1 protein-coding gene is annotated in these 554 nt (G+C 65.3%); it reads left to right on the top strand.

The window, feature by feature from the left end; all coding sequences use genetic code 11:
* Window positions 1–37: 37 nt before the first annotated feature.
* Window positions 38–554 (top strand): diadenylate cyclase (locus EXE44_RS17875; protein WP_137718042.1); only part of this gene is annotated, 517 nt, incomplete at its 3' end.

Below are 554 nucleotides of genomic sequence, written 5' to 3'. Positions count from 1 at the left end.
GTTTTAACAGTATCCGTGCCGTTGTGTCACACACGGTATGGAGTCGCTCGACCGAGTCCTGAAGAAGTACGCGACGAGCCAGGACCTGATGGACCAGATCAGGTACACCGCCGAGGCGCTCAGCCTCGGCTTCGACCAGTGGGACGAGCAGTACGTGAGCGGTCCCAGTCTCTACGTGCTGATCGTGGCGGAGGTCAACTTCGACGAGTACACCGACCCGCTGGGCGACAACCGGTGGCCGGTCGACCGGTGTCAGGTCGTTACCGAGTCGCCCGACGTGTTCACGAAGGTCGCCCGCGACGTGGCGTTCAGTCGGGACGGGGCCGTCGTCGTGACCGGCGACGGCACCATCCAGCGACAGATGGTCCGCGTTCGGAGCCCCTTCGAGGAGGAGGTGCCGGGCGTCGCCGCCCTGGAGTTCCCCGATTGGATGGGCACGAAACACATGAGCGCGCTGGAGACGTCGCTGCGCGACGACGTCCTCTGGGCGATCACGCTCAGCGAGGAGGACGGCCGCGTCACCACGTTCCTCGACGGCACGTACCAGGACTACC

It is taken from the genome of Halorubrum sp. SS7 (genome assembly GCF_005435055.1).
Lineage (GTDB): Archaea > Halobacteriota > Halobacteria > Halobacteriales > Haloferacaceae > Halorubrum > Halorubrum salinarum.
The sequence above is the reverse complement of the archived record's forward strand: the minus strand, read 5'-3'. Positions and strand labels throughout refer to the sequence as shown.